The sequence below is a fragment of the Nocardia sp. CA-120079 genome (genome assembly GCF_050955745.1).
Classification (GTDB): domain Bacteria; phylum Actinomycetota; class Actinomycetes; order Mycobacteriales; family Mycobacteriaceae; genus Nocardia.
In genome coordinates, this window is the sequence record NZ_CP192088.1 from 4,275,764 (window position 1) to 4,300,397 (window position 24,634).

General features: G+C 65.8%; 23 protein-coding genes and 1 pseudogene. 8 read left to right on the forward strand and 16 right to left on the reverse strand.

Going from position 1 to position 24,634, the window contains the following annotated elements; translation table 11 throughout:
- Window position 1: 1 nt before the first annotated feature.
- Window positions 2-1,324 (reverse strand): glycoside hydrolase family 1 protein, encoded by a 1,323-nt coding sequence (locus tag ACQPYR_RS19380; protein ID WP_433634140.1) that lies wholly within the window; start codon window positions 1,322-1,324, stop codon window positions 2-4.
- Window positions 1,325-1,834: 510 nt separating this feature from the next.
- On the opposite strand from ACQPYR_RS19380, the gene ACQPYR_RS19385 reads away from it, so the two are divergent.
- Window positions 1,835-2,545 (forward strand): SDR family oxidoreductase, encoded by a 711-nt coding sequence (locus ACQPYR_RS19385; protein ID WP_433634143.1) that lies wholly within the window; start codon window positions 1,835-1,837, stop codon window positions 2,543-2,545.
- On the opposite strand, the gene ACQPYR_RS19390 is transcribed toward ACQPYR_RS19385, so the two are convergent.
- The 3 genes from ACQPYR_RS19390 to ACQPYR_RS19400 all read right to left on the reverse strand — a co-directional run bounded on the left by ACQPYR_RS19390 (window position 2,512) and on the right by ACQPYR_RS19400 (window position 6,433).
- Complete coding sequence (locus tag ACQPYR_RS19390) at window positions 2,512-3,336, reverse strand: class I SAM-dependent methyltransferase (RefSeq protein WP_433634145.1); 825 nt, start codon at window positions 3,334-3,336, stop codon at window positions 2,512-2,514. The genes ACQPYR_RS19385 and ACQPYR_RS19390 overlap by 34 nt on opposite strands.
- A gap of 128 nt (window positions 3,337-3,464) precedes the next feature.
- Window positions 3,465-5,720: an MMPL family transporter gene (locus ACQPYR_RS19395; protein WP_433634147.1), complete on the reverse strand. Its 2,256-nt coding sequence runs from the start codon at window positions 5,718-5,720 to the stop codon at window positions 3,465-3,467.
- 239 nt (window positions 5,721-5,959) lie between these two features.
- Entirely contained in the window at window positions 5,960-6,433 is a 474-nt protein-coding gene (locus ACQPYR_RS19400; protein WP_433634149.1) for a MarR family winged helix-turn-helix transcriptional regulator, read from the reverse strand.
- A gap of 93 nt (window positions 6,434-6,526) precedes the next feature.
- On the opposite strand from ACQPYR_RS19400, the gene ACQPYR_RS19405 reads away from it, so the two are divergent.
- A complete protein-coding gene (locus ACQPYR_RS19405) occupies window positions 6,527-6,856 on the forward strand; it encodes a rhodanese-like domain-containing protein (protein ID WP_433634151.1) in 330 nt (109 codons plus the stop codon).
- Between the two features lie 139 nt (window positions 6,857-6,995).
- Here the strand turns inward: ACQPYR_RS19405 and ACQPYR_RS19410 are convergent, their stop codons facing one another.
- Window positions 6,996-7,223 carry a hypothetical protein gene (locus ACQPYR_RS19410; RefSeq protein ID WP_433634153.1) on the reverse strand — a complete coding sequence of 76 codons (228 nt, stop codon included), beginning with the start codon at window positions 7,221-7,223 and terminating at the stop codon, window positions 6,996-6,998.
- Window positions 7,224-7,268: 45 nt separating this feature from the next.
- Between ACQPYR_RS19410 and ACQPYR_RS19415 the strand changes: the two genes are divergently transcribed.
- Together ACQPYR_RS19415 and ACQPYR_RS19420 are read left to right on the forward strand one after the other, a co-directional pair.
- Window positions 7,269-9,551, forward strand: a complete 2,283-nt coding sequence (locus ACQPYR_RS19415; protein WP_433634155.1) for a molybdopterin guanine dinucleotide-containing S/N-oxide reductase — start codon at window positions 7,269-7,271, stop codon at window positions 9,549-9,551.
- Window positions 9,552-9,627: 76 nt separating this feature from the next.
- Window positions 9,628-10,104: a nitroreductase family deazaflavin-dependent oxidoreductase gene (locus ACQPYR_RS19420; protein ID WP_433634157.1), complete on the forward strand. Its 477-nt coding sequence runs from the start codon at window positions 9,628-9,630 to the stop codon at window positions 10,102-10,104.
- A 2-nt stretch (window positions 10,105-10,106) separates the two neighbouring features.
- Here the strand turns inward: ACQPYR_RS19420 and ACQPYR_RS19425 are convergent, their stop codons facing one another.
- Together ACQPYR_RS19425 and ACQPYR_RS19430 are read right to left on the reverse strand one after the other, a co-directional pair.
- Window positions 10,107-10,415, reverse strand: a complete 309-nt coding sequence (locus ACQPYR_RS19425; RefSeq protein WP_433634159.1) for a hypothetical protein — start codon at window positions 10,413-10,415, stop codon at window positions 10,107-10,109.
- 5 nt (window positions 10,416-10,420) lie between these two features.
- Window positions 10,421-11,059, reverse strand: coding sequence for an MspA family porin (locus ACQPYR_RS19430; protein ID WP_433634161.1), 639 nt, complete (start codon window positions 11,057-11,059; stop codon window positions 10,421-10,423).
- 121 nt (window positions 11,060-11,180) lie between these two features.
- Here ACQPYR_RS19430 and ACQPYR_RS19435 point away from each other — a divergent pair, with 121 nt between their 5' ends.
- Window positions 11,181-12,572, forward strand: a complete 1,392-nt coding sequence (locus ACQPYR_RS19435; RefSeq protein WP_433634163.1) for an amidase — start codon at window positions 11,181-11,183, stop codon at window positions 12,570-12,572.
- A 6-nt stretch (window positions 12,573-12,578) separates the two neighbouring features.
- On the opposite strand, the gene ACQPYR_RS19440 is transcribed toward ACQPYR_RS19435, so the two are convergent.
- Window positions 12,579-13,130 (reverse strand): DUF402 domain-containing protein, encoded by a 552-nt coding sequence (locus tag ACQPYR_RS19440; protein ID WP_433634164.1) that lies wholly within the window; start codon window positions 13,128-13,130, stop codon window positions 12,579-12,581.
- A gap of 318 nt (window positions 13,131-13,448) precedes the next feature.
- Between ACQPYR_RS19440 and ACQPYR_RS19445 the strand changes: the two genes are divergently transcribed.
- Complete coding sequence (locus tag ACQPYR_RS19445; protein ID WP_433634166.1) at window positions 13,449-14,312, forward strand: class I SAM-dependent methyltransferase; 864 nt, start codon at window positions 13,449-13,451, stop codon at window positions 14,310-14,312.
- A 74-nt stretch (window positions 14,313-14,386) separates the two neighbouring features.
- Here ACQPYR_RS19445 and ACQPYR_RS19450 read toward each other — a convergent pair.
- The 4 genes and pseudogenes from ACQPYR_RS19450 to ACQPYR_RS19465 form a co-directional block, all read right to left on the reverse strand.
- Window positions 14,387-14,524: pseudogene (locus ACQPYR_RS19450) on the reverse strand (tyrosine-type recombinase/integrase); the annotation flags it as partial.
- A gap of 56 nt (window positions 14,525-14,580) precedes the next feature.
- Window positions 14,581-15,789, reverse strand: coding sequence for a site-specific integrase (locus tag ACQPYR_RS19455; protein ID WP_433634168.1), 1,209 nt, complete (start codon window positions 15,787-15,789; stop codon window positions 14,581-14,583).
- Window positions 15,790-15,910: 121 nt separating this feature from the next.
- Window positions 15,911-16,687, reverse strand: coding sequence for an ABC transporter permease (locus ACQPYR_RS19460; RefSeq protein WP_433634170.1), 777 nt, complete (start codon window positions 16,685-16,687; stop codon window positions 15,911-15,913).
- On the reverse strand, window positions 16,684-17,331 hold the full coding sequence (locus tag ACQPYR_RS19465) for an ABC transporter ATP-binding protein (RefSeq protein WP_433634172.1): 648 nt from the start codon (window positions 17,329-17,331) through the stop codon (window positions 16,684-16,686). Before ACQPYR_RS19465 ends, ACQPYR_RS19460 begins: the two co-directional genes overlap by 4 nt.
- Window positions 17,332-17,438: 107 nt before the next feature.
- Here ACQPYR_RS19465 and sigJ point away from each other — a divergent pair, with 107 nt between their 5' ends.
- Window positions 17,439-18,383: an RNA polymerase sigma factor SigJ gene (sigJ, locus tag ACQPYR_RS19470; RefSeq protein WP_433634174.1), complete on the forward strand. Its 945-nt coding sequence runs from the start codon at window positions 17,439-17,441 to the stop codon at window positions 18,381-18,383.
- Window positions 18,384-18,464: 81 nt separating this feature from the next.
- Complete coding sequence (locus ACQPYR_RS19475; RefSeq protein WP_433634176.1) at window positions 18,465-19,643, forward strand: NAD(P)/FAD-dependent oxidoreductase; 1,179 nt, start codon at window positions 18,465-18,467, stop codon at window positions 19,641-19,643.
- Between the two features lie 195 nt (window positions 19,644-19,838).
- Here ACQPYR_RS19475 and rox read toward each other — a convergent pair whose 3' ends face one another.
- The 4 genes from rox to ACQPYR_RS19495 all read right to left on the reverse strand — a co-directional run bounded on the left by rox (window position 19,839) and on the right by ACQPYR_RS19495 (window position 24,580).
- Window positions 19,839-21,266 carry a rifampin monooxygenase gene (gene rox / locus ACQPYR_RS19480; RefSeq protein ID WP_433634178.1) on the reverse strand — a complete coding sequence of 476 codons (1,428 nt, stop codon included), beginning with the start codon at window positions 21,264-21,266 and terminating at the stop codon, window positions 19,839-19,841.
- Between the two features lie 369 nt (window positions 21,267-21,635).
- Complete coding sequence (locus ACQPYR_RS19485; protein WP_433634180.1) at window positions 21,636-23,150, reverse strand: carboxylesterase/lipase family protein; 1,515 nt, start codon at window positions 23,148-23,150, stop codon at window positions 21,636-21,638.
- Between the two features lie 384 nt (window positions 23,151-23,534).
- The gene (locus ACQPYR_RS19490) at window positions 23,535-23,996 is read right to left on the reverse strand and encodes a VOC family protein (protein ID WP_433634182.1); all 462 of its coding nucleotides are present in this window, start codon (window positions 23,994-23,996) and stop codon (window positions 23,535-23,537) included.
- Entirely contained in the window at window positions 23,993-24,580 is a 588-nt protein-coding gene (locus ACQPYR_RS19495; RefSeq protein ID WP_433634184.1) for a DinB family protein, read from the reverse strand. The genes ACQPYR_RS19490 and ACQPYR_RS19495 overlap by 4 nt, the downstream gene beginning before the upstream one ends.
- Window positions 24,581-24,634 lie beyond the last annotated feature (54 nt).

The window sequence follows — 24,634 nt, forward strand, 5'->3', positions numbered from 1 at the left end:
GCTAGCGAGGGACGGTGACCGGGTCGGCGCAGCTGGCCGCGGCATCGACGAAGGAGCAGGGTTTGGGGGCGCGGGTCGGGCGGTAGTCGGGGGTGACGCCGCCCCGGTGGGTGATGGCGGTGTATGCGGGTACTGCGTCGGTGGGCTTGCGGGTGAGGGTGGGGTCGGTGCGGACGTCGACCGTGTAGAGGCCGAAACGCGGTGTGTAGGAACCCCATTCGTAGTTGTCGGTGAGACTCCAGTAGTTGTAGCCGATGAGGTTCATGCCGTCGGCCTTGGCGCGCTGCAGCCAGTAGACGGTATCGCGGAGGTCGTCGGCGCGGGTGTAGCCGTCGGCTCGGGGCATGCCGTTTTCGGTGGGCATGCCGTTCTCGACGATGTAAAGCGGGCGGCCTGGGAACTTGCGTGAATAGTGTTGCAGTGCATAGTAGATGCCCTCCGGCTCCAAGGGGTTGTTCCACAGCTGGCTGAAGCTCAGCTCGGTAACGGTTTCGGGGGACGCGCCGTAGTAGTAGTCGATGCCGATGTAATCGAGTTTCGCGGCGACCGCATTGATGAACGAGCCGTTGACCGCATCCTCACCGGCCGGAATGTAGGCGACATTGCTGGTGACCATCGCGCCCGGCTGCACGGCGTGGATGTAGTCGTAGATGGCATTGTGCGCCTGGGCGATTCGGTCTTGCATCATCGGAATGGCGGCGGGGGAGAGGCCGCCGTGCGAGGTCTCGTTCATGATGTAGGCCGCAGGTTCGTTGAAGGTGACCCACAGCGGGGCGGCCGCGGCATATCGGTCGACGACGGTGCGCGCGTTGGCGAGCCAGTCCTCGACGATATTCGGATTCGACCAGCCGCCGCGGTCGACCTCCCAACCCGGATACACCCAGTGATCGATGGTGAGCATCGGACGCATCCCGGCAGCCGTGATCGCGGCGATCACATTGTCGTAGAAGCGAAGTCCGGCCTCATCCCATTCACCCGGCCGCGGCTGGACGCGCGCCCACTCGATGCCGATCCGATAGACCTTGACGCCGAGCTGCGCGGCCAGATCGATATCGGACCGGTAGCGATGGTAGAAGTCGACGGACTCCAGATAGGCGTCGTCCGTCTTGCCCGCGGCCACGTACCGGGACCAATTGCTATCCGGCGCATACCCTTCGGACTGATATCCCGATGCGGCGACGCCCCAGAGAAAGTCCGAGCCGAGCGGCTGGACCTGCGCAGGCGGCGCGGGCTGTGCCATCGCGGGCGTTGGACCACCGGCTATTACGCCGGCGGTGCCGGCTACCAGCGTGATCAAGATATGGCGGCTACGCAGCGATCGCATCGAACTCCTGCTTCCTGGGCGGGTGACGGGCGCTCGTGGACCTCCGGTGCAGGCCGAGTCGGGCGGGACCACGCGACGAGAGTAACTGGTCGGTCGTCTTCTCTCGGGGAGGATGCTGTTATCGGTAATGGGCGCCGGTCTCAACTGCAACATTTGCCGTGGTGAACCCGACTGGGGGAGCGGGGGTGTCGGGCTGCGCGGGGTAGGGGCAGTGGGAAAGAAATTGAGGCACAGGGGAATCGGCTCATGTTGGCGTTCTATACGAAGACCGGGGCCATGGTGAAGGAGTTGAAGGCGCCGACAATACAGTACGATATTGCATTCAGATATGTAGATATGCGCATCTACTTATGTAATCTCATCGCCCAAATCCCACCACAAATCACCTACAAAGCAACACTCAGCACCCAGCGACAACCGTTTGCCAAAAGGAGAAGAGCGATCTGACTACGTTGCGCTACCAGGAAGGTCCTTGACTTCGAGCGCGCTCTAAAACCTAGCGTGGGTGGCATGGCAGCAATATTGATCACCGGAGCGAACAAGGGTCTCGGCTTCGAGACCGCCCGCCAACTCGTCGCGGCGGGCCACACCGTTTACCTCGGCAGCCGCGACGCCGAGCGCGGTCGTCAGGCGGCCGAGGAGTTGGGCGCGCGGGCAGTTCAGCTCGATATCACCGACGATGCGTCCGTCGCGGCCGCGGTGCGGACCATCGAGGCCGACGGTGGTCTGGATGTCCTGGTCAACAATGCCGGTATCCAAGCGGAGATGACCGACCGGAACAACGTCGTCGGCGCTGCGGACCTGACCGCGGGTGTGATGCGAAAGACCTTCGACACCAACGTTTTCGGCACGGTACGCGTCCTGCACGCCTTCCTGCCGCTGCTGCAGCGCTCGGCGGCGCCGGTCGTGGTCAATGTCAGCAGCGGTCTTGCGTCGCTGACCAGGGTCTCGACCCCGGGCACCCCGGCACACGCCTACCCGGGTGTCGCGTATCCGGCGTCGAAGACGGTGGTCAACATGCTCACCGTGCAGTACGCGAAGGCCTTCCCGGGTATCCGGATCAATGCGGTGGAGCCCGGTTTCACGAAGACCGATCTCAACGGGAATACCGGCACCCAGACGTTGGAGCAAGGTGCCGAGATCATCGTACGCATGGCGCAGCTCGGCCCCGATGGGCCCACCGGAAGCTACGTCGATGCCGAAGGTGCGCTGCCCTGGTGATCGACGACGGCCGTGGCGACGATGTACCCCTTGGGATCGCGCCACGTCTGGCCCGGATGGTGGGTGAACCAATCCTCGACGTCCTCGCGCAGATCGTTCAGAATCGCCTGCCGTCGTGGGTAGTTCGGCGTGACGCCGTAGAACGTGAACAGCGCCTCGGCGAAGCGCACCAGCGGATCCGGAGTATCGAAGACGAGTGCATTATCCGATCGCTGGATCCGCACCTCGCCGAAAACCTCGGACATCAGCTCCGGCAAGGTGTCGGAGTCGACGGTCATCGCCTCGCCCACGCCGAGGCCGTAGGTCGCGGCATGCGCGGCCACGAGTTCGGTGGTGTATGGGTAGGTTCCGGGATGATTGACGACCACGGCAATCGTCCCGCCGGGTTTGGTCGTGCGCCGGAACTCCCTGAGCGCGGCCAGCGGATTCGCGAGGTGATACAGCATATGTCGTGCGGTGAGCGCGTCGAAGCTGTTGTCGTCGAACGGGATCCGGTCGGCACTGCCGAATACGCCGCGGACCCCGGGTACTGCATTGGCGGCGGCGACCATTGCGGGAGAGGTGTCGATACCGACCAGCGGACCCCGGTGACCGGTCTCGGCGAGGTGGGCGAGGAACCGGGCGTCGCCGCAGCCGATATCGGCTAGATGTTCGGCTCCGGTGAGTTCCAGCGCGGTCAGCACATTCGCGGTTGGGTCGTCGGGACGCTCCGAATAGCGCTCGTGGGTATTGATCCGCACCTTCAAAGGTGTCGGATCGGCGTATTCGGCATCGAGACGGTAGCTGCACATCGCGGTCGTCCTTCGGTCCAGTTGGCCGGTGGTTGACCAGGTCGCCGGTTCGGCGATCGGGTCCGCGGGCTTTCCGGCGGTGAGCGTACCTCCCGAGGCGGCGTGTGGCGTTCCCTTTCGTGGGGTGACTACGAACCGTTCGACCGTCCAGTGGTGACGGTGGGGAGCCGCGGCGTGATCGGTGTGGTCTCGATCGGCTCGTGCGTATCCTCGGTGCCCGGGCGTTCATCGTCCAGAATAGGTTCGCCGAGCCCGATTTTCTCCTGGAGACGCTTCATCCAGGCCGGCGCCCACCAGCAGTCGTCGCCGAGCAGTTTCATGACTGCGGGTACCAGCAGCATGCGCAGCACGGTCGCATCAATGAATAATGCGGCGATCATGCCGTAGGCGATGTACTGCATCATCACCAGATCGGAGAAGGCGAACGCACCGGTCACCACGAGCAGGATCAGCGCCGCGGCGGTGATGATGCGGCCGGTGTGGGCTGTGCCTGTGTGCACCGCGTCGCTGGTGCTCGCGCCTTTGGCCCTGGCCTCGACCATGCGGGAGAGCAGGAAGACTTCGTAATCGGTGGACAGGCCGTAGATGATCGCGATGATCAGCACGAGCACATTCGACTGGATCGGCTGCGGGGTGAAGTTCAATAGTCCTGCGGCGTGGCCGTCGACGAAGATCCAGGTCAGGATGCCGAGGGTGGAGCCGAGGCCGAGCGCGCTCATCAGTGCGGCCTTGATCGGCAGGACCAGCGAGCCGAAGGTGAGGAACATCAGCAGCGTGGTCACGAACAGGACCAGGGCGATCATGACCGGGATGCGGTAGAGCAGTGCGTCGATGCTGTCCTTCTGCATGGCCGGAATGCCGCCGACGTACATGCTGACGCCGTCGGGGAGTTCCATCTTGCGGAGGTATTCGATGGTTTCCCCGCCTTCGTTCGGGTTCACCAGTGTCGCCTTTGAGCGGTAGACGTTGTCCTGGGTCGAGGATTTGGACGGCATCTCGAACTGGCTGGCCAACCCGGGGGCGTGTCCGGCCGCGCGCCAGGCCTCGCCGACCGGCGTGCTGTTGTCGGCGACGAAGACGAGTTCGATGGGATCGGATCGGCGCTGTGGGAAGAAGGTGTCGATCTGTTCCTGTGCGACGCGAGTCGGGTTGTCCGGTGGCAGATATCGCTCGCTGAAGCCGCCGAAGATGAGGTTCTTGACCGGGATGATCAGCAGGAAGAGCACGATGACCAGTGGGATCGCGACGGTGAGCGGTCGCTGCATCACCCAGCGTGTGGTTTTTCCCCAGAAACCGCCCTCGATTTGTTCGGCGGTCTTGGTTCTTCGGAACCGGTTGAACCCCAACATATCCACGCGCGGACCGAGGACGGCCAGGCTGGCGGGCAGGATGGTGATGGCGGTGAAGGCGGCCAGCAGGACGGTCGCGATGGCTCCGTAGGCCATCGATTTGAGGAAGCCCTGAGGGAACAGCAGCATGCTGCCGAGGCTGGCGATGATCATGGTCGCCGAGAACACGACGGTGCGTCCGGCGGTGACGACGGTGCGGCGTACTGCGGCGCGAGTGTCGTAGCCTGCGGCCTGTTCTTCGCGGAATCGGCTCACGATGAACAGGCCGTAGTCGATGGCCAGGCCGAGGCCGATCATCGACAGGACCGAGGAGACAAAGGAATTGACCTCGGTGAAGCGGGTCAGGAACATGATGATGCCGGAGGCGCCGATCACGGTGAGTCCACCGACGAGCAGCGGCAGGGCGGCCGCGACGAGGCCACCGAAGATGCAGAACAGCAGCACCGCGACGGCGGGGATGGCCAGCACTTCCATGCGGTGCACGTCGTCGGCCATCGTGTCGTTGAGTGTGCCCGCCACCGCCTGCAGGCCGCTGACCTGCACGTCGATGCCGGGGATTGTGAAGGCGTCCTTGACTTTGCGGAAGTTGCGCACGGAGTCGGTGTCGTTGTCGCCCGCGATGGCGATCGCGGCCACGGCGCGCTTCTTGTCTTCGGTGGCCGCCTTCGCACCGCTGATCTTCGCGCCGTCGACGCGCCAGTAGGACGCGTTGACGCCGGTGATCTCGTTCGGGTACTTGCGCGGCAGGCTGTTCAGATTGTCGATGATCGGTTGGCTGAATTCCGGATCGTCGACGGTCTTGCCGTCCGGTGCGGTGTAGAGCACGACGACGTCGAAGTCGTGATTGCGTCCGAAGGCGGCGTCGGCGAGGCGCGCGGCCTGTGCGGATTCGGAAGTGGGATCGTCCATACCGCCGGAGCTGAGGTGGTCCTCGAGTCCGAAGCCGTATGCACCGAGTGCAAGGAGTGCGCCCACCACGACCGCGAGTACGCCGAAGCGCAGCCGGTAGACGAGTTTTCCCCAGCGCGTGAACATCAGCGCGCTCCTTGCCTGCAGGAAAATTGGTGTGCTGCTTGCTGCGCCGCGCCGATCGCCAAGGGGCTGCATCCTTTCCGGGGGTGCACGCTCGATGTGCCTGTAATCAAAGGTACAGGCCATTGTGAAGTGTTAGTCTTTCAGAAGTGATGCCGAGTTGTGCGCGGATGTGACGCGGATTGCATTGACTGCCAAAGTGTTTGATTCGTGCCGACTGGCAGTCGATGCAGACGTGCGTGTTATGAAGTCCGCCGGGGCGTGACGGCGAGGTCGGTCGGGCCGAGGATTTTGCGGAGAGTTGCGGCGAGCGTGTGCAATTCGTCCGGATCGAGCTTGTCGGCGAAGCATCGCTCGATGCCCGCGAGATAGCCGGGCGCGGCCGCGTGCAGACGCTCCCTGCCGGCATCGGTGATGGCGACGAATGCGGATCGGCCGTCGTCGGGATTGGATTCGCGCGCGACCAGGCCTGCCGCGGTCATCTCGGTGACGAGTCTGCTGACCCGAGTGCGGCTGAGCACGACGCGTTCGCCGAGATCGGTCATGCGCAGTGGTTCGACGCCGTCGAGTTCGAGCAGTACGTCGTACCACGCGAGTGGGAGTCCGAAGTCCCTGCGCAGCTCGGCATCCAAGCGTGGGACGAGGTTGGCGTGCACCCGCAGCAGTGCCGACCATGCGGTGCCGGCCGCCTCACGATGCTTCTCCGATTGCGTCACGTGCCGATTCTAACCACTTGCGTGCACCCGCACGCATATAATAGCGTGCGCACGCACATAAAATTTGTGTATGTCATCAGGAAGGAAAATCTCATGACCACAGTCATCGCCCGTGACGAACTGGCCGCCGCGATCGAGGCCGGTACGGTGACGGTCCTGGACACCCTCGGTGCGGGCTACTACGAGAAAGCGCATCTGCCGGGCGCGCTCACCTTGGTCGAAGCTGATGTGGAATCCCGAGCTGCGCGTTTGCTTCCGGACCGGCACGCACCCATCGTGACCTACTGCTCGAACTACGCCTGCCAGAACAGCGAGGTCGTCGCGGTCGAACTGCGAGCCCTCGGATATACGAACGTCCGTGCCTACCGTGCCGGCATCCAGGACTGGACCGAAGCGGGCCTGCCGATCGAATCCGAATCCTGAGTCCGATCGAACCGGGTCGGGCGGTGCACCGGCTGACCCGGTTCGATCGACGAGTCGATGCGCGGTCTTGTGCCCGATTGGGGATCAGCGGATGATCGTAGACGTAACGATTTCTGGTCGGGGGCATCGTCATCGTCGATCAGTCAGGAAACGTTGTAATGACCACCAGAATTGCCTCGGCGATCGCCGCGATCGCCATCACCGTATCTGTTGGCGCTCTTGCCGCTCCTGCGGCATCGGCGGAACCGGTTACTCCTGCGTTCGGTTCGGTCGCTTTCTGCTTCAACGTCCCGCTGGGTCCTTTCTTCAGCTTCAGCATCTGCATCTGAGATTGCCGGGCGGGCAAAGCCGCGAACCAGCGCGGCATTCATAACAAAGTGAACCTGTCGGTGGGCCGGGCTACCGTGGAGTGATGGCCGCGCATCTGACGCACTGGGGAGTGTTCGAAGCCGAGAGCGATGGGCAGCGGTTGACCGCAGTGCGTCCGTGGCGCGGGGATCCGGAACCGACGGCATTGATCGAGAATGTGGCCTCGGCACAACATCATCCGACGCGGATCGATCAGCCTTATGTGCGACAGGGGTGGTTGGCGCACGGGCCGGGTGCACCCGGGCGCGGCGATGAGTCGTTTGTCGCGGTGCCGTGGGAAACCGCGGTGGAGTTGGTGTCCGGTGAGTTGAATCGGGTGTACGGCGAGTACGGCGCGGAGTCGGTGTACGGCGGGTCGTACGGGTGGTCGAGTGCGGGGCGGTTTCATCACGCGCAGAGTCAGGTTCATCGGTTTCTGAACTGTCTCGGCGGTTATGTCCGGAGTGTGCACAGCTACAGTCTGGGAACCTCACAGGTGTTGTTGCCGCATGTGATCGGCTCGATGGGGCTGTTCGAGGGGCACGCGACCGCCAAGAGCGTGCTCGTCGAAAACACCGATCTGGTGGTGGCCTTCGGTGGGCTGTCGCCGAAGAACTCCGCGGTGTCGCCGGGTGGTGTGTCGCGGCACAACACGAGAACCTGGATCGCGGCCGCGCGGGCGCGCGGCTGCCGATTCGTATCGATCAGCCCACTGCGCGATGATATTCCGGCGGAGGCCGCGGCGGAGTGGATCGCACTGCGGCCGGGTAGCGATGCGGCGCTGATGCTGGCGCTGGCCGAGGTGTTGGATGCGGATGGGTTGGCGGACAACGATTTTCTGGATCGGTACACGGTCGGGTACGCACGGTTCATCGGTTATGTGCGTGGCGAAACCGATGGCGTCGTCAAGGATCCCGCGTGGGCGGAAGCGATCACCGGGCTGGCGGCCGAGCGGATCCGGTCGCTGGCACGTGAGATGGCTGCCGCGCGCACGATGATCAATGTGAGCTGGTCGTTGCAGCGTGCCGAGCACGGTGTGCAACCGCTGTGGCTCGGGGTGGTGCTTGCGGCGATGCTGGGCCAGATCGGTCTGCCAGGTGGAGGATTCGGGCACAGTTACGGATCTTGCGCGCACGTCGGTGATCCGGCGCGCGGGCAGTCGGTGCCGAGATTTCCGCAGGGCCGCAATGGTGTTTCGACGTTCATTCCGGTGGCCAGAATCGCCGATATGCTGCTGAATCCGGGGGAGCCGTTCGATTTCAACGGTATGCGGTTGGTTTATCCGGATATCAAGTTGGTGTATTGGTGCGGCGGGAACCCTTTTCACCATCACCAGGATCTGGCCAGACTGCACACGGCGTTCACCCGGCCGCAGACGGTGGTCGTGCACGATGCGTTCTGGACCGCCACCGCGCGCCACGCCGATGTCGTCCTCCCGGCGACCATGAGCATCGAACGCGACGACTTCGGCTCCGGGCAGAACGATCGCGAGTTCTTCCCGATGAAGGCGCTCACCCGGCCGCACGGCGCCTCGCGCGACGACTACGCAATTTTCGCCGAACTGGCCGAAAGTATCGGTGTCGGTAAGGAATTCACCGAGGGACGCACCGTCGCGGAGTGGTTGCGGCACCTGTACCAGCAATGGCGCGCCGGGCTCGACGATCCGACGGTCCCGGAGTTCGACGAATTCTGGGACAGCGAGTCGTTCACAGTCGCGGTGCCCGATCCGGAGCAGGTGCTGTTCGCGGATTTCCGCGCGGATCCGGAGCGCTTCCCGCTGACCACTCCCAGCGGCAAGATCGAGATCTTTTCCGAAACGATCGACGGGTTCGGATATGCCGATACCCCAGGCCACCCGGTCTGGTTGGAACCGCGGGAATGGCTGGGCGCCGCGACACGGTTCCCGCTGCAGCTCGTCGCGAATCAGCCGCGCACCAAACTGCACAGTCAGCTCGATGTCGGCGCGCACAGTCGGTCGGTGAAAATCGGTGGGCGAGAACCGGTGCGGTTACATCCCGACGATGCCGCGGTACGAGGGCTGCGCGACGGGGATATCGTGCGGATCTTCAACGATCGTGGAAGCTGCCTGGCCGGGTTGGTCGTCGACGACGCGGTCCGGCCGCAGGTCGCGCAGCTGTCGACAGGCGCCTGGTACGACCCGGATCCGGCCGATCCCACCTTCTGTCGGCACGGCAACCCGAATGTGCTCACCGCGGACCGTCCCGCATCGACCCTGAGTCAGAGTTGCGCCGGACAATTGGCGCTGGTCGAGATCGAGCCCTACCAGGGTGAGTTACCGGATGTGGCCGTTGTTCGGCCACCGGCCACGATCGAGGGCATTTCGTGATGGCGCGGGTGAGGCTGGTCTCAACGGGCGGTCCCAGCTGTGGTCCGATATCGGATTTCTGTCAGGATTTCGAATTATGGTGTCGAATCCGTTGCCCGCGGTAGCTCGCCGGATCGCGCAGAAACGCTGGGTCATGCGCACGGCGCCGATAGTGATGCGGCTGGAACGGTTTGTGCGGCGGGTCAGCGGTGGTCGGCGGGGTGTGCTCGATCTAGCGGGTTTGCCGTCGATCGAGCTGACCGTCGCGGGCCGCAAAACCGGTATCCCGCGCACCACATCGCTGCTGTACGTGCCGCGCGGAGACGACTTGCTGCTGGTGGGCTCCAACTGGGGCAGCCCCAAGCATCCGGTGTGGTCGGCAAACCTGCGGGCGGCCGACACCGCCATTGTCGGGCTGAAAGGCGAGCGGTTCGAGGTGACCGTCAGCGAGGTCACCGGTATGGACCGCAAACCGGCCTGGGATCTGGCGGTCGAGTTCTGGCCGGGCTACGAAATGGAATGCGAGCTGTCCGGCGGGCGGATCTTCCGCATTTTCGAGTTGCGCCGCAGCTGAATTCACTCCGCGGCAGGCACGATCGGCGGGCCGGGATGCGGGACCGGTACTGGTGGGGTCAATGCGGCGGCGGGTGAACCCGGCTTGGCGGGTGGTGGCGGTAGGGCCGGTGTGAGCAGTGGCGGTGCGGCGGGTGCGGGAACGACGGCCCGCGGCTTGTCGGGGGTCGGTTCGGGGCAGTCGGGGGCATCGGATTCGGCGCAGGTGGCGGGCACGATCGGGGCCGCATGGGTGACTGTCGACAGCGCGCTCGTGGCGATCGCCAGGACTCCGGCCGCGACCAGGACGGCTGGGCGGGATGCGCGGGCCATGGCGATCACAACCAGATCGGGTCGCCGTACACCGCGACCGAATTGTCGGCGGTATCGGTGGAAATGGTCGCGATCACATACGAGCGCAGGCTGACCGGCCCCATACAGGCGTCGATTTTGATCTGCACTTGATCGGTGGTGATCGAACCATGAGGTCCGGTGAGGGCTTTGGTGCCGAACGGGATGGTGGTGATCGTGCCCGGTTTGAAGGTGGTGGATACGCTGGGCAGTGCCGCGGCCCCGATGCCGACGCTCAGACCGGGAGTCGGTGCGACCATCACATTGACATTCGGTCCGACCGACGCCGCGAGACCGAGTGATATGCCATTGGAAACATCTATCTGGCAACCGATTTGGTAACCCAGCGTGAGCGTGCCCGAGTTGACCGATACACTGCCCGCACCGGTGATATCGGCGGCCGCGCGCACACTGACGAAGCCCTCTCGGGTGAAAGCGGTCTCGGCAAGATTGGGAACCCGATCGAGGTTTTCGGCGGTTTTCGCGATCGTGAGCTGCCAGCCGTCCTCGGTGGTGACCGTGCGGGACTGATCCGGCAGCGCATCCGCCGAAGCCGATTGTGCTGGAACGAAACTCAGCACCCCCGCGGCCAGTAGGCATAGCGGGACGCCGGTCGAGCTATTCATATTGTCGATCTCCTCGCTTACGTTGCAGTCGAACGATATCCGACGCCGTACGGGACCTCCGTCGACAGGTCGCTCGTCCAAAACGGTGCGTGGTCGGTATCGCAGCGCGCAGAATCCGGATATGCGATTCCATGCCTTCAGCGACGATGTGCTTGCCGACTGCGATGCGGTGACGATTGCGAAACTGGTGCGTCGAGGCGAAATCGGCGCAGCCGAGGTCGCCGAGGCGGCGCGAGCGCGGGCCGCGCACGTCGATCCGACATTGCGCGCCGTCGTGGTCTCGGCGGAATCCGCGCTGTCGGCGGGTGATCCGGATGCGCCGCTGTTCGGTGTGCCGACGTATGTCAAGGACAACACCGATGTGCGCGGTCTGCCGACCAATCACGGCACCGCGGCATTCGTCGGGCGGCCTGCCGCAGAGGATGGGCCGTATGCGAAACAGTTTCTGAGCACCGGGATGTCGGTGCTGGGCAAGAGTCGGCTACCGGAGTTCGGTTTGAACGCGAGCACCGAATTCGCCGCGGCCGAACCGACGCGCAATCCCTGGCATACGGACTATTCGCCGGGTGCGTCATCCGGTGGTGCGGCCGCGCTGGTGGCCGCGGGTGTGGTGCCGATCGCGCATGGCAACGACGGTGGCGGGTCGATTCGAATTCCGGCCGCGTGTTGCGGTCTGGTCGGGTTGAAGCCGAGCCGAGGGCGGCATATCGATGGTCCGCAGGCGCGGTCGATGCCGATCAATCTGGTTTCCGAAGGTGTGCTCACCCGTTCGGTGCGCGATACCGCGACGTATTTCGCTGCGGCCGAACGTCATTGGCGCAATCCGAAGTTGCCGCCGGTCGGTCTGGTCGAGGGGCCGGCGCGGCGACGGCTGCGGATCGGGGTGATCGCCGATTCCATCACCGGCACCGAAACCTGCCCGCAGACCCGGGCCGTGCTCGACGACACGGTCGCGCTGCTGGAGAAGATGGGGCATGAGGTACTGCCGATCGCATTGCCGGTGTCGCAACGCTTCGTCGACGACTTCACCACCTACTGGGGACTTTTGGCGTTCCTGATCGAGGCGGGCGGGAAATTCGCGATCGATCCGCGGTTTCAGCCCAGCGATCTGGATGCGTTCACGCACGGACTCGGCGCGTTGTATCGCAAGTCCATGGCACGCACACCGGCGATCCTCTACCGCCTTTCACAAGTGCGTCGCGCCTACGCGGGCATGTTCCGCGACCACGAACTGATCCTCTCGCCGGTTCTGGCCCACACCACTGCGCGACTCGGCCACCTGAACCCGACCGTCCCCTTCGACGAACTATTCGCGCGCCTGATCTCCTGGGTCGCCTTCACCCCGCTGAACAATGTGGCAGGCACACCCGCGATCTCGCTGCCCATGGGCACCTCCACCGAAGGCCTCCCGATCGGCATGCAATTCTGCGCCGCCCACGGCGACGAACGCACACTGCTCGAAATCGCCTTCGCCCTCGAATCCGAACGCCCGTGGCGGCGCATCCAGGACTGACCTCGGCTACCCGGGAATCGCGCGCCAATCCTCGCCGAAGGGCCCGGTACGGCGTGCCACCATATCCAAGGCCTCTTCACACGCGCCCTCGATCGCGCGCTGCCACTGCTCGGGCACCAGCCCCAGCCGAATGGCGAGTGCGTATTCGTCCTCGTCCTTCCACCGATAGCTCAGATCCGGTTCGACAATGAGATCCAGATGCAGATCACTGGTATCGACGCCGTCGGCGGTCCGCGTGAACGGCAACTGGAAATTGACATACCACCACAGGAATTCGCCTTGCTCATTCCACATCGGGGCAATCGCGAAATAGCGATCGGCGTACATGATGGCCAGCCGCGTGGTGTGCTGCCACACCCACGTCCCCATCTCCCATTCCCGGCGCGCATACGCCTCCAGCAAGCGCGCCCGCGCGCCCCGATCGTCCTCCCGCATCGACCTGATCCACAGCTGCGGACCCGCACCGTGCGTCCCGGGCGTCAACAACACCCGCAATTCATCGCCGCGATCGGCCACCACTCGCTGCGGCCACTCGGTGAATGCCCGGCCAAAGATCATGTCCCGCACCACAATCGTCCGACCGACAGCGAAAGGCGTCACCATGTCAGCCTAGTCGGCGCGCCCCGCACGAAGCCTCGGTGATCCAGTCATCCTGAATGATCGGTGACATAGCAGCCCGGTCATGGGATAGATGTCACCATGGCTATGGTGTTCCCTCCGGCCGCAGACTGTCCGACCGGCCGCTGGTCATGGCGACGTGCGGCGAGATCGGTGGGCCGTAATCAGTGCTACCGCTCGTGTTCGCGTGCTCCTTTGCGGAGTGCGCGTGAGTGAGTTCATAGAGCACGCGCCACATTCGTGGCTAGGTTCTTGAATATGGAGAATGACGGACCCAGCCGGACAGCACTCATCACCGCGTACGCCCGCGCCTATCACCAGATCGCTGACCGACCACAGATCTTCACCGACCCCCTGGCGGCACGTCTGCTCGGCGTCACCACAGAGGAACTGGCCGAATTGGGCACGTCCACAACCGATCACCTCGGTGCCGGGGCCAGCGATCGGTCCCGCCGCCTGTTCTTCGCCGCACGCGCGCGCTTCGCCGAGGACGCCGTGGCCGCGGCCGTCGCCGCTGGTGTGCGGCAGGTCGTGATCCTCGGCGCGGGCCTGGACACCTTCGCCTATCGCAATCCGCGCCCGGACGTGCGTGTCTTCGAGGTCGACCACCCCGCCACCCAAGCGTGGAAGCGCGAACGCCTCATTGCCGCCGGAATCGACCGCCCTGAGACATTGACCTTCGTGCCGGTCGATTTCGAAACCCAGACGCTGGCAGCAGGATTGGCATCCACCGGATTCAAACGGACCGACCCGGCCGTATTCGTGTGGCTCGGCGTCGTCTTCTATCTGACTCCGAACGCCGCCCACGCCACTCTCGAATACATCGCTGGCCAGGCCCAGCCGGTCGAGGTGGTCTTCGACTACCTGCAGCCCGCGCACAGCGACGAGGACCGTGCGCACCAGCAGGCACGTGCCGATCGGCTGGCCGGCGTCGGCGAACCCGTATTCAGCTACTTCACGCCCGACGACATCGCCACACAGCTGCGCGCCCTCGGCTTCACCGACCTGGAAGACCACTCCGCCCCCGACCTCGTCACCCGGTACCTCGACGGATCCGCAAAATTCGAAGGCGAACCGCCCCGCGCACTGCGCGCAATCCGCATACTGCGCGCAAGCCGCTGAGGATTGCCCGCCACGCCGACTCGCACTGTGGCGACGACCAGCACCTCCGGCATCGGCCACGGTTTTCAGCGACGCCGCAGCGCGGGTAACGCGCCCTTGCGGCCGCGCCGGCGCGCGTGCTCGGCACGGACGTCAGCGGCATCGAACAACGCCTGGACCTCGTTATAGGTCAGCGGCCGCCGACCGGGTTGGCCCTCGAAGTCGGCGACATGCGCGTTCGTGAACTCACCGAACCGGCGGATGAGGGCGAGCTGGGGCAGTTGCAGGACTAGAGACCGAGTTTGGTGACGGCGTTGTCTTCCAAGGGGTTTGCGGTGCGAATGTAGTTGTGCACGGTGCGCGGGTTGGACCAGCGGCCCTGGCGCATGATCTCGCGGTCGCTGGCACCGCCGAGGGCGGCCTGGGTGGCGAATCCGGCGCGCAGTGAGTGTCCGGAGAAGAGGTCGGGGTCGAGTCCGGCGCGTGCGGCATAGCGTTTGACCAGTTCGGCGATGGCGCGGCCGGACATGGCGTCGGTGCCGATGCCGCCGTGGCGGGTAATGGTGGGAAACAGTGGGAGGGTGTTGTTTTCGGCGAGCGCGGTGCCCTGATAACCGTGGCAGCGGTGGATATCCGGAGATGGGGAAGTCGTTTCGGCGAGCCAGGCGCGGACATCGCCGTGCTCGCGATGCACCTCGAGCAACTGGATCCAATCGGCGAAGGCGCAGACCGGGCAGGTGTGCGGGCGCCGGCCGCGGGGAAGTGCGACGCGCTGCTCCGCGATGCCGGTGGGGTCGGTTTTGGTGGTCGGAAGTTGCACGAGCAGCAGCGGTTCACCGGTGCCGTGGTCGAGATCGACTCGCACATCGGCGATCCGCAATCCGGCGAGTTCGCTGCGGCGCAACGCCCCCGCGAATCCGACGAGCAGCGCCAGCGCGTCGCGGCGGCGCGCGGGCTCGGTGGGCCAGCCGGGCTCCGGCAGCCCAGCGAGCAGTTGTTCGAGGGTGTGCAAGAGCACGGGGCGTTTGCGTTTCGGCTGTGTGCGGCGGGTTCGGCGGATACCGCGCAACGTCAGTCGAACGACATCGGAGCGCGTGGGCGACGGTAATCCGTTGGCGGCGTGCACCGCCGCGATGGCCGCCGACTTGCGCTCGAGCGTGGCCGCACTGAACGCCCACCGCTGCGAACCATCGTCACCGTGACGCAACGCATCCGCTGCCGCTGCCAGGTATACCGCGACGTCGAGCGGATCCGCAGGCAACGCCTGGCGCCCCTCGGCCGCACACCATCCGGCCCATGCGATCCAATCGGTTCGATACGCCCGCAACGTATTCGCCGATTGCGAGGCCTCCAGATAGCGCCGCAACGCCCCGGCCTGCTCATCGTCGAACCGTTCCCGCACCAACCGCAGCGCCACGGTATCGACCAGGACACTGCGCACGCCGCGCCGCAACTCCGTGCGCACCGACTCCGGCACCGCGACTACCGCATCGCCCACCCGTTCGCTCCCATCCACCCGGCCCGGACCGGCCGAGCTTCGACGACCAACACTAGGCGCTCTCCGGTGATTTCGGAGCCGCCGCGGCGACTCGGCGATTCCGGTGTGGTCGCAACAGTGATCAGTCGGGAAGTGGCACCAGTCGCTGGGCATCGTCGAACAGATAGGACTCGGCGACCCGTGCCGCGGTGAGCGCGGCCAGAGCGGTGGCCGCGAGCAGCATGTACATGACCACGATCTGGTAGCGAATGGCGGTGAGCGGATCGACACCGGCGAGGATGAGGCCGGTCATGGCGCCGGGCAGGCTGATCAGCCCGACGACCTTCGTCGCGTCGATCGTAGGGATCATTGCGGTGCGCAGTGCGGACCGGCGGTGTGGCAGGAAAGCCTCGCGCGCCGAAAGCCCCAGGCACAGGCGGGCTTCGATGGCGGGGCGCGCATTGCGCGCGTCCTCATGCAGTCGACGCAGTGCGATGCCGGTGGCCTGCATGGCGGCCGAGACGATCATGCCGCCGACCGGGACGACCACGCGAGCCTGCGTGGAGATCACACCGAGCAGAATGAGAGCGCCCAGGGTGATGGCCGACCCGGTGCCGACCCCGATGGTCGCAGCTCGGCGCGCACGCGGCACACCTCGGCCACGGCGTCCCGCCACCTGCCCGGCGATCAGCACCATAAAGACGACCCAGGCGAGCGCACCCGGTAATCCGGTGTGCCGGAACAGGATAAGCAGAATGGCGCCGACCGCGACCAACTGGGCTCCGGCGCGGGTTGCGGCGATGAGCAGCTCGCGGGTCAGATGCAATCGCTGACGGTAGGCGATCGCGGCGGCCAGTGCGACGAGCACCAGCGAGGTCGCCACACCCGGCCATCCGGGTACGGAAAGCTGTTCTGTCACTGGCGTTTCCGTTCATCGCTGGGAGACAGGTGCCCGTGTTGCAGTGTCCAGGTGCCGTCGGCCACCTCGGTCACGAAGGCGGTGTCGTGGCTGACCAGGATGACACCGCCACCGGAGCCGGTGTGCTCGCGAATGAGAGTTGCCACCGCAGCGGCGGAGTCCGCGTCCAGCGCGGAGGTCGGTTCGTCCAGCAACAACACCTCCGGTTCTACGGCCAGCGCCCGCGCCAGGCACACCCGCTGCGCTTGGCCGCCCGAGAGTTCGAGACAGCGCCGCTCACGGAAGTCCGGTAAGCCCACCCGAGCGAGCAGCGTGTCGATGCGATCGGATGCGAGATCGCCACGACCGACCCGGATCTCATCGGCGACGATATCGGTGAGCAGTGTCGGTCGCTGTGGCACCAACCCGACGCGGCGGCGCAGGTCCGGTGCGGGGAACCCGGTGATCGGGACGTCATCGAGCAGGATCGTGCCGCTAATCGGTTCGTCGAGCCGGTTGAGCAGCCGCAGCAGCGTGGTTTTGCCGGTCCCGCTCGGCCCGACCACCGCGGTGCACCGACCTCCCGGAAACGTCGCGGAGGTGTCGGTGAGTATCGAGGTTTCGCCGTGGCTCGCACTGACCCGATCCAGACTGATGTTCGGCACCGTCCCACCATTCCCTATCTGCGCAAGTGTTTCCTGACGGGGCCGGAAAATCCGGCCGATCACGGGGCGAGTGGACGCGGCCCGCGCACATGCCCGACGATGGGCGGATGTCGCTGGGTACGCATGAGGTCGATCTGTTCGAGAGCACCAGGGGCCGTTTGGCGGCGATCGCCTACCGGCTGCTGGGGTCGGCCGGTGATGCCGAGGACGCGGTGCAGGAGACGTTTCTGCGGTGGCAGGCCGCCGACCGCGACTATGTCGAGACGCCCGAGGCGTGGCTGACCAAGGTGCTCACCAATCTGTGCCTCAACCAGCTCACCTCGGCGCGCGCCAGGCGGGAGACCTACGTGGGCCAGTGGTTGCCCGAACCCGTATTCGCCGGGGACCGGATGCTCGGCCCGGCCGATACCGTCGAGCAGCGTGAATCGGTGTCGATCGCGATGCTCACGCTGATGGAGCGGCTCTCGGCCAAGGAGCGCGTGGTGTACGTCCTGCGCGAGGCATTCGGGTACGCGCACAACGAGATTGCCGAGATGCTCGATATCACTGAGTCGAACTGCCAGCAGATCTATCGGCGCGCCAAGCAGCATCTGGCCACCGATCGGGTTCGCGTGGAGGTCGACGAGGCCGCGGCGCGCAGGATCGTCGAGGAGTTCCTCGCCGCGGCGGTCAGCGGCCGGCCCGAGACGCTGATCAGCCTATTGACCGATGACGCCATCAGCATCGGCGACGGCGGCGGCTACATCGCGACTCTCAGCAGGCCGCTCGTCGGTGCGTCGCGCGTCGTGCGGTTCCTGCGTCTGGCCGTCAAGCCGACCGACGCCAAACGGAACATGCTGGGCGGCAGGCCTGCCATGTTCGCCGCGGTCGCCAACGGCGGGCCCGCGCTGGTGATGGTGGTCGGTGACCGAATCGTCGGCATCGTGTGTTTGCAGGTGACCTCCGACGGCATTGCGGCCATCCACGCCCAGGCCAACCCGGAAAAGCTGGAGCGCGCCACCCGCAGGTGGGCGACTTACGAACATGGAGCACCCCTCCTCGAATCCTGGTGACCCACATCACAGTCCACTCCTGTCAGCATTCGTGCCGCTGTCCGGTTCAGGAAGCGAACCCACCGAGACAGGAGTAAGACCATGAAGCACCGCATCGTCGTCCTCGGAGCCGGATACGCCGGAGCCATCACCGCAGGACGTCTCGCCAAGCGGCTGCACCGCGACGACGTCGAGATCACCCTGGTCAATGCCGACCCCGAATTCGTCGAACGGGTGCGCATGCACCAGCTCGCGAGCGGGCAGGATCTCCCCGTCCGGCCACTGTGCGACGTCTTCGCGGGCACCGGCGTGCAGGTCCGGATCGCGCGGGTCACCGCGGTCGACGTGGACGGCAAGACCGTCGCGCTGACCGGGGAGAACATCGGCTACGACACCCTCGTGTACGCCCTGGGCAGCACCATCGCCGACTACGGCGTCCCCGGTGTCGCCGAGTACGCCTACCACGTGGCTGGGAAGCAGGCGGCGCTGCGGCTGCGGGCACGCCTGAACCAGTTGCGGCCGGGGGAGACCGTGCTGATCGTGGGCGGCGGTCTGACCAGCATCGAAGTGGCCGCCGAAATCGCCGAGGCACGCCCGGACCTCGAGGTCGCGATCGCCGCGCGCGGCGGCGTCGGCGACTGGCTCGACGAGAAGGCTCAACGCCATCTGCGCCGCGCTTTCGAGCGGTTCGGCATCACCGTCCACGAGCACGCCGACGTCAAGCAGGTCACCGGGAACGGTGTGGTCACGAGGTCGGGTCAGCACATCTCGGCCCAAATGACCGTGTGGACAGCGGGTTTCGCTGTGCACCCGATCGCGGCCGCGACGACCCTGGCGGTGTCCGATACCGGACGAATCGTCGTCGACGCCACACTGCGCTCGGTCTCGCATCCGGACGTGTACGCCGTCGGCGACGCCGCGTACGCCGAAGGGGTAGGCGGCAAACCGCTGCGGATGGGCTGCGCCACCGCAACCCCGATGGCATGGCAGGGCGCCGACGCCATCGCCGCGCGCTTGACCGGCCGCAAGGTTCCCGACGCCCCGATCGGCTACGCCAGTCAGTGCATCAGCCTCGGCCGCCGCGATGGCATCGTCCAGAAGGTGACCCCCGACGATCAACCCACATCCAAGGTGGCGACGGGCCGGATGGGCGCGCGCATCAAGGAGCTCATCTGCGCGTCCGCGGCCTGGAGCATCTCCCACTCGACCATGATGCTGCCCAGCCGTCGCCGCCACCTCGTGGCAATCGGCGACGTGGAGCCCCAGTTCGTCACCCGGTGACGCGGCCATCCGAACGCAGTTCGAGCCCGAAACCACCGGTCCGCAGACCGCGGACCGGTGGTTTCGCTTGGCGGCGCGAATATCGTTGCAGCGGAGTGTTATTCGCGCAACAGCTGTGCGCCTGCGGCTGGTGCCCAAGCATCCGGCCCGGCGTGGACCGAGGGCAATGAATTCGTTCGGCCCACAACTGTCCGCTCAGCTGACGGCAGCGCCGAACCACTTCGGTAGCACGCCGATCAGATCCTGCTGATCGTCACCGACCCACGCCACATGCCCATCCGGGCGCAGCAGCACCGCGGGCACCTCCAGCTCCTCGCTGACATCGACGACGTGGTCGACCCGATCCGCCCAGCCTGCCACCGAGAGCCTGCCGGTCTGGTCGAGCAGCAGTCCGCGACCGCCGCGCATCAGGCTGTAGAGGCGCCCGCGCTTCAGTCCGACGTCCCGCAGCCGCCGGCCGAGCAGATCATGTCCCGTGCCGACGTCGTAGCGGATCCCGATCGCCGTGATCTTCTCGATCAGGTACCGCGTCACCTCTTCGAACTCCATCAGTTCGGACATCAGCCGGCGCGCCGCCTGGGGACCCGGCTCGAGTGACGTCAGCTCGACCTGCGCGCGGGTGTTGTCCAGCACGTCGGCGGCCACCGGGCGCCGTTCGGTCTGGTAGCTGTCCAGCAACCCCGCCGGTGCCCAGCCGTCGACCTCGGCGGCCAGCTTCCAGCCGAGGTTGAACGCGTCCTGGATGCCGAGGTTGAGTCCCTGCCCGCCCATCGGCGGGTGGATGTGCGCCGCGTCGCCGGCCAGCAGCACCCGACCGACCCGGTACCGCTCGGCCAGCCGGGTGGCGTCGCCGAACCGGGAGAGCCAGCGCGGTGAGTGCACGCCGAAGTCGGTGCCGGCGACCTCCCGGATCTGTTGCTTCAGCTCGTCCAGAGTCGGCGGGACCGTGCGGTTCTCGGCCACTTCGGCGGCGGGCGCGACGGCGCGGTACACCCCGCCGCCGATCGGCCCGACGCCGAACCCCTTGTGGGTCTCGCGGGCTTCGGCCACCACCGCCGCCACGGTCTCCGGTGACGCGGTCAACTCCACCTCACCCAGTAGCCACTCTTTTCTGGCGGGCTCGCCGGGGAAACTCACGCCGAGCAGCTTGCGCACCGTGCTGCGGCCGCCGTCGCACCCGACGAGGTAACGAGAGCGCAGTTGCGTACCATCGGCTAGTTCGACGGTCACTCCGTCCTCGTCCTGGCTCAGCCCGACCAGTTCGCAGCCGCGCCGGATCTCGGCGCCGACCTCGACGGCGTGCTCGGTCAGCAGGCGGTCGGTGATGGTCTGCGGGATGCCGAGGGTGTACGGATGCGCGGTGTCCAGCCGGTCCGGCGCGGGCTTGATGATGCCGGCGAAGAAACCACCGAGCGGGTGCTGCCGGCCGAGCGCGAGGAACCGCTCCAGCAGTCCGCGCTGGTCCATCACCTCGACGCTGCGCGCGTGCAGGCCAAGCGAGCGCTCAACCTTGGTTGGCTCCGCATCCTTCTCCAGCACGACCACCTGCACGCCGTGCAACCGCAACTCACCGGCCAGCATCACGCCGGTCGGTCCGCCGCCGGCAACGATCACATCAATCATGGAACCCCTCTTTCGACAAAGTTGCTTGTGGGCCGGCTGCTTTGCCCCGTACCGCCACCGGCGGTCCGACATCCCGCGAGACCCACCCGCACTGCCCTCATTTCCGCAGGTACTGGCTTCGGCTGGAGATTCTGCAGCACGACCGGGGTCTTGCCGCAAGACCCGGGGTGCGATATATGTTGAAAGGGATGAGGAGTGTATTACCTCCTTGCCTTTCTTTTCAGTCCTGCTCCGGGCGCCGCACCAGCTTGCCGCAATCCATGTCGACCCGAATCGGTTCGCCCCCAGCATGTTCGAGGGCGGTGTCCGTCTGATCTGTCGTGCCGGATTCCGGCGGTTCGTGCCGTCGGTCGAACGACATGACACCTGTTAGTCGGTATGCAGTAGGTCCAGGGTGTCGAACTGGTGCGTGGACCAGATGCGACGCGAGGGTTCCTCGGGGTAGGGCCGGGTCGTCGCCTCGGCGTTGTAGACGCGGGTGGTTCGGGTGTGCGGATCGTAGGGTGCCCAGGCTGGTTCGCCCGTGGTCGCGAAGGTCACCCAGTCGGTGCGCATGCGGTGGGAAACGTGGGTGATCTCGTTCGCGGCGTTCGGGTGTGCGGATCGGTGGGCGCGTACCTCCTCGCTACCGAGGGTGCCGAATATGAGGAGAAAGTCGAGGCAGTGTGCGGCTCCCTGTTCCCGGTTGAAGCTCCAGCACAGTTCGTAGAGCCGCACCCGTCCGCCTCCGGTGTGCGCGGCATCGGCCAAGTGCAGGCTGGGCATCCGAAACAGCCAGTCGGTGTTGAGGAGTTCGTAGCGTTGCTCGGGTGTGGCGTCCGGGTAGGCGGTGCGGTAAATGCGGTCGGTATCCGTCGCAGGTGCGAGATGGTCGAAGGCTGCGGTCATTTGCGCATCGGTCGGCTCGCCGCCTGGCCGGGACGTGTATAGCCGGTATTCGTCGCGGGTGTGGCCGATGAGCAGGTCGATATCGTGCGCCGCGCCGCGGGCGAGTGCACGCCATGGCGCATCCGGGAGCAGGGTGCCGTCGACGACAGGTGAGAACGGTGTGGGTGTGAGCGCCATGGGACCCCACGATTCGACGAATTCCGGCATCTTCTGAATCACCACCTCCGTCGCGTCGGTCAGTGCGCGCGGTGTGATACGGGCCAGCTCACCGACGGTGGCCCGCACGCCGAGTTGCGCGGCGATCGTCGTGGAGATCGCGGCGGCGAGCCTTCCGGAAAAGTACGTGCCCGGCATGCTCTGACTTATCGCACGGCGAAACAACCCAGCCGCCATCGGCATAACGAGCAGAGCAGCAATGCACGCTGCACCGGCGGACTGGCCGAAGACGGTGACGTTGTCCGGATCGCCACCGAACGCGGCGATATTTGCCTGGACCCAACGCAGCGCGGCGATCTGGTCGAGAATGCCTCGGTTGTCCGGAGCTTCGGCGATATGAGCGAAGCCGTCTGCGCCGACGCGATAGTTCATGCTGACCAGCACCACACCGGACCGGGCCAGTGTCGCACCGTCGCAGTGCGGATTGGCGGAGTTATTCTCCAGGAAGGCGCCTCCCTGGATCCACACCATCACCGGCAATCCCGCGGCACCGAGGTCAGGCGACCAGACGTTGAGCGACAAACATTCGGCGGAACCGTCATCGACGCTGCCGGACAGCGACGACATCACCGAACCCGTATGGGCCACTTGGGGAACCGGTGGACCGAATTCGAGCGCGTCACGGATGCCATCCCACCGCTGCACCGCAACGGGAGCGCCGAACCGACGTGAGCCAACCGGTGGCTCGGCGTAGGGGATACCGCGGAAGACTGCGAGGGTATTCTCCCACCTGCCACGCACAACTCCTGCAGCCGTGCGGATTTCAGGTTCGATATTCACTCGGCGTACTCACTTCCCTCGATGGGTCATCCGCTGCGTGGCTCGCAGTCTTCGACGAACGCTGTAGCCCTGCTCCACCTCACTTGTCGCCCAACCCCGGCCCGCAGCCACGAAGACAGGTCTAACCCATCAGTGCGCAGCATCGGTGTCGAATCCGATCGACTCTCAATAGCATTCGGCACATCTATGGCTGGGGTGGCTCGAAACGGCTTGGAAGACAACAGAACTCGATATCGCGAAGCGCCGCGCCCGAATGTGCGTCAGCCATTGCTGCCGACGGTCGAACGGCACATGGTCGATCATGTAGCGTTCCAACTCCGCGCCCTCATCGTGCGGCAATAGGAGCGGGCTCGAGGTTCGAGTAGCGCCCACAGTCGAGCTGGGTCAGTCCAGACAGAACTCGTTGCCCTCGGGGTCGGTCATCACGATGTGGCCGGCGCCCATCGGGGGACCGGGCTCGTAGCGCTGTACCCGCGTCGCTCCCAGCGCGACCAGCCGGTCGCACTCGGCCTCCAGCGCCGCCATCCGTTCCTCACCCTGTAGTCCGGGAGCCGCACGGACGTCGAGGTGGACGCGGTTCTTGGCGACTTTGTCCTCCGGCACCTGCTGGAAGAACAGTCGTGGGCCGTGCCCGTGCGGGTCCTCGATGGCCGATCTCGTATTGCGCTGTTCCGGCGGTACACCGATACGAGCGAGGAACTCCTCCCACGCGACAAGCGGGTCGGCATCGGCGGGCAGGTCGACTCCGGGCGGGCCGGGGTGGACGTAGCCCAGTACCTCGCGCCAGAAGGTGGACAGCGCCTTCGGGTCGTGGGCGTCGAAGGTGATCTGGATGTGCCGGCTCATCGAGTTGCTCCGTTCGTGGCGGATTTCATGTGCAGGTAGAGGTCGCGCAGCAGGCAGACCTCGGACAGGTGGTGGATCAGCTCGCGGTGGATGTGTAGCACCAGATCGGCCATCGGCAACTCGGGGAAGGGCTCCTTCGCGCCGACCGGGACCCGGAGCCCGGCCTCGCCGAGGCCGCGCACCCCGGCCAGCCAGACCTCGAGCTGGGCCTCGAGTTGGTCGAGCGCAGTGGCCGCACTGGGCCCGTACTCCCAGGTCTCGTACGACGCCGCCGGTGCGCCGAAATGTGCGGCGTTACGTGCCGCCAGCACGCCGACGATGACATGACCGAGTCGCCAGGCGATCGTGGTGAAGGCCGCGGGGACCGGCTGAGGGAAGGCGTAGTCGATCGTGAAGTCCCCCGCACCGACCTGCACGGGCGCCGTCGAGCTGCCGCGTGGCCGCACGCTCCAGGCGTCCGGCACCGGCGACCAGAAGTACTCGTCGTCGGTGAGGCCGTCGAGCCGGGCTCGGATCTGGTGGTTCCAATGGAACTCCCACTGCTCGCGCAGCGTCCGGTTCCAGTCGAGTTCGTCTGCATCCATGAAGTTACCCTGACACGGCTAGCGGACAGAATCGGTCCGCTATGTCTGACAGGG

Coding starts and splice junctions, on each gene's coding strand:
- ACQPYR_RS19380 (WP_433634140.1), bottom strand. CDS start 1,324: ATGCGATCGCTGCGTAGCCGCCATATCTTGATCACGCTGGTAGCCGGC.
- ACQPYR_RS19385 (WP_433634143.1), top strand. CDS start 1,835: ATGGCAGCAATATTGATCACCGGAGCGAACAAGGGTCTCGGCTTCGAG.
- ACQPYR_RS19390 (WP_433634145.1), bottom strand. CDS start 3,336: ATGTGCAGCTACCGTCTCGATGCCGAATACGCCGATCCGACACCTTTG.
- ACQPYR_RS19395 (WP_433634147.1), bottom strand. CDS start 5,720: ATGTTCACGCGCTGGGGAAAACTCGTCTACCGGCTGCGCTTCGGCGTA.
- ACQPYR_RS19405 (WP_433634151.1), top strand. CDS start 6,527: ATGACCACAGTCATCGCCCGTGACGAACTGGCCGCCGCGATCGAGGCC.
- ACQPYR_RS19410 (WP_433634153.1), bottom strand. CDS start 7,223: ATGCCGCGCTGGTTCGCGGCTTTGCCCGCCCGGCAATCTCAGATGCAG.
- ACQPYR_RS19415 (WP_433634155.1), top strand. CDS start 7,269: ATGGCCGCGCATCTGACGCACTGGGGAGTGTTCGAAGCCGAGAGCGAT.
- ACQPYR_RS19420 (WP_433634157.1), top strand. CDS start 9,628: ATGGTGTCGAATCCGTTGCCCGCGGTAGCTCGCCGGATCGCGCAGAAA.
- ACQPYR_RS19425 (WP_433634159.1), bottom strand. CDS start 10,415: ATGGCCCGCGCATCCCGCCCAGCCGTCCTGGTCGCGGCCGGAGTCCTG.
- ACQPYR_RS19430 (WP_433634161.1), bottom strand. CDS start 11,059: ATGAATAGCTCGACCGGCGTCCCGCTATGCCTACTGGCCGCGGGGGTG.
- ACQPYR_RS19435 (WP_433634163.1), top strand. CDS start 11,181: ATGCGATTCCATGCCTTCAGCGACGATGTGCTTGCCGACTGCGATGCG.
- ACQPYR_RS19440 (WP_433634164.1), bottom strand. CDS start 13,130: ATGATCTTTGGCCGGGCATTCACCGAGTGGCCGCAGCGAGTGGTGGCC.
- ACQPYR_RS19445 (WP_433634166.1), top strand. CDS start 13,449: ATGGAGAATGACGGACCCAGCCGGACAGCACTCATCACCGCGTACGCC.
- sigJ (WP_433634174.1), top strand. CDS start 17,439: ATGTCGCTGGGTACGCATGAGGTCGATCTGTTCGAGAGCACCAGGGGC.
- ACQPYR_RS19475 (WP_433634176.1), top strand. CDS start 18,465: ATGAAGCACCGCATCGTCGTCCTCGGAGCCGGATACGCCGGAGCCATC.
- rox (WP_433634178.1), bottom strand. CDS start 21,266: ATGATTGATGTGATCGTTGCCGGCGGCGGACCGACCGGCGTGATGCTG.
- ACQPYR_RS19490 (WP_433634182.1), bottom strand. CDS start 23,996: ATGAGCCGGCACATCCAGATCACCTTCGACGCCCACGACCCGAAGGCG.
- ACQPYR_RS19495 (WP_433634184.1), bottom strand. CDS start 24,580: ATGGATGCAGACGAACTCGACTGGAACCGGACGCTGCGCGAGCAGTGG.